Genomic DNA, 6,533 nt, shown 5'->3' with positions numbered 1-6,533 from the left:
GGGACTGGCTCTTCCGGGACCCACTTGTCCCAAAAAATGAGATATTTTAAGCACAAAATGATGCTCAAGTGGGTCCCGGAGTGCCTGTCCCCTGCTTTCCTTAAAAGCGCTAAACAGATACTTCCAGTTCAAGATCCTCAGAACCGGTCATGATCAATAAATCTGCAATATTTTCCTTCAGTCACATCTTTAAGGAGAACATCTTGAATACGAAAAAATGTATCGCTTCATTTATGCTGCTGACCCTGCTCTTGTGGACAAACGCATGGGCTGGTGAAGAGACCGGGGTTGAATCGCAGGTACTCATTCAGACCAGCAAGAGCTGGGACGGGGAAATGCTTCCCGATTATCCAGAGGGTACTCCTGAAATAAAGGTGCTTAGAATAACTGTGCCTCCGGGGACAACACTGCCCCTGCACAAGCACCCTGTAATCAACGTCGGTGTTCTGCTAAAGGGAGAGTTGAAGGTGGTCACGGAAGAAGACGAGACCCTCATCCTTCAGTCTGGAGAAGCCATAGTGGAGGTGGTGGATAAATGGCATTACGGGGTAAACGAGGCGGACGAACCGGCAGAGATAATTGTATTTTACGCCGGCACATCCGACAAGCCGGTAACTGTGGAAAAATAAAAAGGCAGGATATCTGAAAAGAATAAGTTCCTGGACAAAACATCAACTATACAAACCCGGCCTTTGGATAATTTCCTGTTTACCAGCAAGATAAAAAGACAATGTTTCAAGCCATGCCTGCTTTGACCATAAATTCTGCATACAGGGCTCTGCAATCCTGCAGGCTGTGCTTTCTCATCTGTCTTTTTGTGGTTTTCTCAGGCATTTTGTATCCTGCCTTTGCCCAAAACCAGGCCCATGAACTGCGAAGCGGCTGGTACCCGGATGAACCATATCAAATGCAGGCAGGCACAGGAACAGCGGCCGAAGTCACCGGACTGGATATACAGATAGCCAGGGAGCTCTTTGAGCAGACCGGGCACAGGGTAACTTTCGAGCCCATGTCCTGGGCTGAAATCCTGGAAGGCCTCAAAACCGGTGAAACAGACTTTCTCATGGGGGCCTATTATGAAGAAGCCCGCGAGGAGTTCGCTTACTTTTCAAAGCCTTACCGCACAGAAAGAAACGAAATCTACTACCACAAAAGCATTGATAAGCTGAGCTCTTTGAACTCGGTGCAGGAGTTACTCCAGTTCCTGCAAAGCGAGGAACTGAGGATTGCCGTGATTGAAGGCCATGCCTACGGTTCAGAAGAGTTCAGGAAGCTTATGCAGGATCCTCCGCCTAACCTGGAACTCATCACTTCCCAGGGTTATGAGGAAAACCTGCACCTGGTAGTTGAGGGCAGGGTGGACCTTTTTGTGGCCAACCCCATAATCATGGACCGCCTCACTGCCAGGTCTCAGGCATCCGGCCTGGTGCAGAAACTGGGTATCAAAAGCCAGGAAATCCCGGTTCATATTCTCTTTAGCAAAAAAAGCATATCAAGGGGTCAGCTGGAAGAATTCAACTCCATCCTGCAGGACATGCAGGAGCAGGGACGTATAAGCACCCTGCACCGCGACTTTGTCCTTCCGGCTTACCTGTCCATCACCACCGGCCAGACCTGGTTCGCCGTGCTAAATCTCCTGGGCATAGCGGCATTTTGTACCTCGGGGGTGCTTCTGGCCCGCAAAGAGCGCTACAATTTATTCGGGGCACTGGTTCTGGCTACACTGCCGGCCATCGGCGGCGGGGTTCTGCGCGATCTTTTTCTCGGGGTGGACCAGGTCTTTGTCCTGGAAACCCCGGCTTATTTCCTGGTGGCCATTGCTATAGTCCTGGCCGGATTCGCAATCATCAGGTATTACGATTTTATTCACGACCGTTCCGGCACCCTGGCCAAAAAAATAGACGCTTTTATTGAAAATAGGCTTGGCAGCGTTTTTGACCGCCTGTTCAAGTTTTTCGATGCCTGGGCCGTAGCCAGTTTCACCGTCATCGGAGTGGGCGTGGCCCTGGAGATGAGGGCCGAACCGCTTTGGCTCTGGGGTCCGGCCATGGCGGTTCTTACTTCTTCCGGAGGCGTGATCCTGCGGGACATTGTCAGGGCGGACTTCAACATCGAAATGCTCAAGCAGGACACCTATGCAGAAATTTCCATTCTGGGCGGCATCATTTACACCTGCGCCCTGATGTACACCCCCTATGAAATAAGCCTGGGGCTTATTTTCTACTTGACCATGTTCATGGTGCTTCTTCTTTTCGCTTTGCGTTTTTTTATCCTCTGGAAAGGTTATATGAATCCCTTCCAGTTCGGGGATATTTACACACATCCCGATACCCGCCTGCAGCAGTTCAGGGAAAAAGAACCCCATCTGTGGAAGGTTGTCTCCGGCTATTATACCGAAGACGACGAGTCCAGGGCGGCCCCTGTCCACCGGTCCAGGCTGGAAGAAATGCACAACAGGTTTCTCTACCTCACCGGGGAGCTCAAAGAATCTCTGGACCAGGTAGCTGCAGAACCATTGAACGAAAAAACCATAAACAACTACCGCCAGTGCAATGCCCGCCTGGAAATAGCCATTTCACTGGAAAACAACCTCTACGCCTTTCTGGAGCAAAAACCCGGCAAGGGTATGCAGCCTTCAGTGGATGGATCAGAACTGCAGCAGCTCATGCATGAAAGCCTGAGGACCATGATCGATACCACAGCCATGGCTGTTGAGACCGGGGATGTAATGGATTTTACCATGCTGGAAGGACTTACATCGCAATACCGGCAGCGCTTCGACCATCTTCGGGACAAATACCGGGGCAGGCAAAAGGAGCATGATGATGCCCATCTCAAGGCTGTATTGCAGTCCACGCACAAGGTGGAGCGCATCATCTACCTTTTGAGCGATTATGTGAAACTCAGGCTGGATAAAAAAGAAATCCGGGCCGGCAGCGCCACCAACAGAAAGGCGCAGCAGGCCCATGTTTTGAAGTAGACAGGGGGGATTTAATTCAAGCATGGCGCAAACTCCCCCAGGCCGACAGTGGTGGACGAATGCAAACCCGGAAAACCAGTCATCCGGTCTAAAAAGTGGCTTTTCTCTGGACCCAGAAGCTTTTTTCCTTGCCTTTAAACCTGCAGCCTGTAAGGGACTTTTTCATGACCAACTTTATTATTCTGGTTTACCTGGCCGGCGTACTCATTATCGGCATACTGGCCGGCCGGGGCATCAAAAATCTTTCCCAGTTCGCTGTGGCAGGCAAAGCCTACGGCTCGATGGTAATTTTTGCCACCCTGTCCGCATCCTTTATTGGAGGCGGTTTTTCCATGGGCAATGCTGAAAAGGTTTTTCTGTTCGGCATTGTCAATATAGTTGCCCTGTGGGGCTTCAGCCTCAAGGAAATCCTTGTGGCAGGATATATAGCCCCCAGGATGGACAGATACCGGGACGCCATCTCAGTGGGCGATATAATGGAGGTTCATTACGGCAAGACCGCCAAGGTATTTTCAGGTCTGTTCGGATTCATTCTTTGTGCCGGAATCCTGGGCGCGCAAATCGGTGCCATCGGATACATTACCAATGTATTTCTCGGGTTTGAACGTTTTTGGGGTATACTGCTAGGGTGTAGTATTGTCATCGCTTACGCCACTGCAGGAGGCATGAAGGCTGTGGTCTGGACTGATATTGTACAGTTCATAATCCTGGCAGTGGGCCTGCCAATGACTCTTTTCATGGGAATTCAAAGTGCAGGTGGAGTGGAGCACATTATCAGCACTGTACCGCAGGGACATTTAAGCATTTCCCTTGAACCTGCAGCAGTTATCGCCCTTTTTTCCCTTTTTCTGGCTTTTGTAGTCGGAGAGACCCTTGTTCCGCCATACCTTCAAAGACTGCTCATCGGCCGCAATGCGAGCCAGGTTGTCAGAGGCACCCTTTACAGCGGACTTTTTTCCATTCCTTTTTTTGCTGTCACCGGGCTGATAGGGATGGTGGCCTTGGTGCTGAATCCCGAACTTAACCCCAATCTGGCCATGCCTTACGTGGTGCAGCAGGCACTGCCGCCTTTGCTGCAGGGCATTGTAATTGCTGCTGTTATTGCCATTATAATGTCTTCAGCGGACTCTTTTCTCAATGCCGCTGCCATCTGCTTCAGTAACGACATGGTGAAACCCTTTCGCAGAACACCCATGAGCCGGGAATCCGAGGTCAAAATGGCCCGCTGCGTAACACTTCTTGTGGGAGTGATGGCTGTGGTTTTTGCCTTATCCATCGAAAGCGTGCTGGACATTTTGATATATGCATACAATTTCTGGGCCCCCATAATCCTGGTGCCCCTGGTTATGGCCATAATGCAGAGAAGGGTCAGCAGCACAAAGTTCTTAGGTGGAGCTGGAGCGGGGATTGCGGCCCTGCTCATCTGGAATTATGTCCTGAACGGACCATGGGAAATTCACGGGATCGTGGTGGGCTTTTTTGCCAACCTGTTGGTTTTTATACTGCTGGATAGAGAAAAAAAGCCGCAGCTTAAGCCTGCGCCTTGAGCTTACAGGCAGTGCACTGCCTGAAGCAAGGCTTGCTGCCACGGCCTCTGGACTTAAAAATATGCAGCTGCAGACAGGCCATTGTCAGGTGGTTATCGATGAAATCAGGTATGAAAAACTGCCGTGCTTTGCTTGAACTTTTCCGGATAACCTGCCTTCCTTGGCGAGCTTTGCTTGTCACGCCTTGGCCTGATTAAATGCGTAAGCACCTCCAGGAAGATTTAAATGGACGCCTTTGCGTGAGGAAATGTTTTGGGGTTGCAGGCATGGCCCGCGTTGGGCTTCAAGTTACTGCAGTGTTGATTTGAGCTGCATAATCCGTTCATAGGACTCATCAATTCTTTCCCTGGAAATCTGTCCTGCACGGACCAGATCCAGAATTATATCCCTGGCCTTCCAGGCGATATCTTGGTCATAAACAAGATTGTTCCCGAAAATTATGATATCCGCCCCGGCCTTGATGGTCTGCTCCAGGGCTGTTTCCAGGCCATACTCATCATGAATGGCTCCCATCTGCATATCATCAGAAATGATGACTCCTTCGTAGCCAAGGTCCTCCCTGAGCATTCCAGTCAGGACCGCGGGAGACAGGGTGGCCGGCCATTGCGGGTCAAGACGCGCATTGAAGACGTGAGCGGTCATAACCATATCCATTCCAGGGGAATCAAACAGAAGTTCATAGGGTTCTAGTTCCAGTTCCTGCCAGGTATTGGTGACATCAGTAAAGCCGTGATGTGAATCATCGGTGGAACTGCCATGACCCGGGAAATGCTTGAGCGCGGTCAGAATATTTTTGTCCCTGTGGGCCTTTATTACCTCTGCCGCGTGCACAGCCACCTTTTCCGGATCAGATGAAAAACTTCTTTCCAGTCTGCCGATGACCGGATTGTCCGGATTGACATTTACATCCACCACTGGAGCCAGGTTCAGGTTGATACCCATATCCTTGAGGGTAACGGCGGTTTTTGATGCATATTCATACGTCAGCTCAGGATCATCGGCTGTACCCAGCCACTGCTGGGATACAGTGGGCGGAAAACCGTATTTTTCCTTGAGCCTGGCCACCCTTCCGCCTTCCTGGTCCACAGCCACCAACAGGGTATCCGGGCCGGCAGCCTGCAGATCAGCAACCAGCTTTCTCAGCTGATCCGGGGACTGGACATTTCTGGCTGGACTTTCCAGAGCCACATCGTAATCAAACAGCACCACTCCGCCTACCAGGCCGTTTTGAATATCCCGGACAATGGGACTGTTCTCATCAACCACCAGCCCTCTGAAGCCGATCATAAGCATCTGGCCGACTTTGTCTGCAAGCTCTTCATCGCCAGCGCTGCTTCCACCGCAGGACGGAAGATTCAGCAAAAGCAGCATGATCAATAATAATTGCACCGGAAGAAAAGATTTCATGATTCATGTACTCCTGAAAAAAAGATTATAGTTCCATAATCAAAAAGTCAAAAGCAGTGTACTATAAAAATATGCAGACTTTTGCGCTCAAAAGCCTGCCCTTTACTCTATGATGTTTAGTAGCAATTCAGGGGAAAGTACCCGCACAAACCGGCCACCTGCTTCCCAAAACATTAACAGCCAAAAAGTGCGAACAGCGTCCGCACAATTTATTTTGTCGCCTGAAAAGCTCATAAGCAGCCTCTCATATAGCCAATTCGAACTGCTTACCGGGCTTGATGAGGAGTTTAAGCGATTTTTTTATACTGTGGAATGTCTTCGGGGAAATATGCCGAGCCTTGTTTCGTCTGGTTTCAAAACGGGCCTCAACATCTTCATGCAACATGGGATGCCGCGAGTCCTCAAGGGCCTCCCTGACCCTGGCTCTAAACCAGGCATCATGGGCAACCGGGTCGGTATTCAGTCCAGCAGGCATGCCTGTAGCCGCCAATGAGCCATTCAAATCCATTCCAGCAGGCAGTTGGTCCTTTTTTATATCGGGTGGGCGGATTTTTTAAAAAAACCTTGACTTCGTGTATTATGGAGTCCACAATGGACTT

Annotated in this window: 4 protein-coding genes; 3 read left to right on the top strand and 1 reads right to left on the bottom strand. The window is 50.3% G+C overall.

Annotation, left to right across the window (positions count from 1 at the left end):
* Positions 1-203 precede the first annotated feature (203 nt).
* The 3 genes from D5S03_RS03135 (at position 204) to D5S03_RS03125 (ending at position 4,527) form a co-directional block, all read left to right on the top strand.
* The gene (locus D5S03_RS03135; protein ID WP_244156344.1) at positions 204-629 is read left to right on the top strand and encodes a cupin domain-containing protein; all 426 of its coding nucleotides are present in this window, start codon (positions 204-206) and stop codon (positions 627-629) included.
* A gap of 101 nt (positions 630-730) precedes the next feature.
* A complete protein-coding gene (locus D5S03_RS03130; RefSeq protein WP_287042645.1) occupies positions 731-2,980 on the top strand; it encodes a TRIC cation channel family protein in 2,250 nt (749 codons plus the stop codon).
* Between the two features lie 164 nt (positions 2,981-3,144).
* A complete protein-coding gene (locus D5S03_RS03125; protein WP_287042644.1) occupies positions 3,145-4,527 on the top strand; it encodes a sodium:solute symporter family protein in 1,383 nt (460 codons plus the stop codon).
* 288 nt (positions 4,528-4,815) lie between these two features.
* Here the strand turns inward: D5S03_RS03125 and D5S03_RS03120 are convergent, their stop codons facing one another.
* Positions 4,816-5,934 carry a glycoside hydrolase family 3 protein gene (locus tag D5S03_RS03120; RefSeq protein WP_287042643.1) on the bottom strand — a complete coding sequence of 373 codons (1,119 nt, stop codon included), beginning with the start codon at positions 5,932-5,934 and terminating at the stop codon, positions 4,816-4,818.
* Positions 5,935-6,533 lie beyond the last annotated feature (599 nt).

It is taken from the genome of Desulfonatronospira sp. MSAO_Bac3, from assembly GCF_003838035.1.
Lineage (GTDB): Bacteria > Desulfobacterota > Desulfovibrionia > Desulfovibrionales > Desulfonatronovibrionaceae > Desulfonatronospira > Desulfonatronospira thiodismutans.
The sequence above is the reverse complement of the archived record's forward strand: the minus strand, read 5'-3'. Positions and strand labels throughout refer to the sequence as shown.

Bases quoted from the DNA above. Each gene is read 5' to 3' on its own strand.
- D5S03_RS03130 (WP_287042645.1), top strand. From the start codon at position 731: ATGTTTCAAGCCATGCCTGCTTTGACCATAAATTCTGCATACAGGGCT.
- D5S03_RS03125 (WP_287042644.1), top strand. From the start codon at position 3,145: ATGACCAACTTTATTATTCTGGTTTACCTGGCCGGCGTACTCATTATC.
- D5S03_RS03120 (WP_287042643.1), bottom strand. From the start codon at position 5,934: ATGAAATCTTTTCTTCCGGTGCAATTATTATTGATCATGCTGCTTTTG.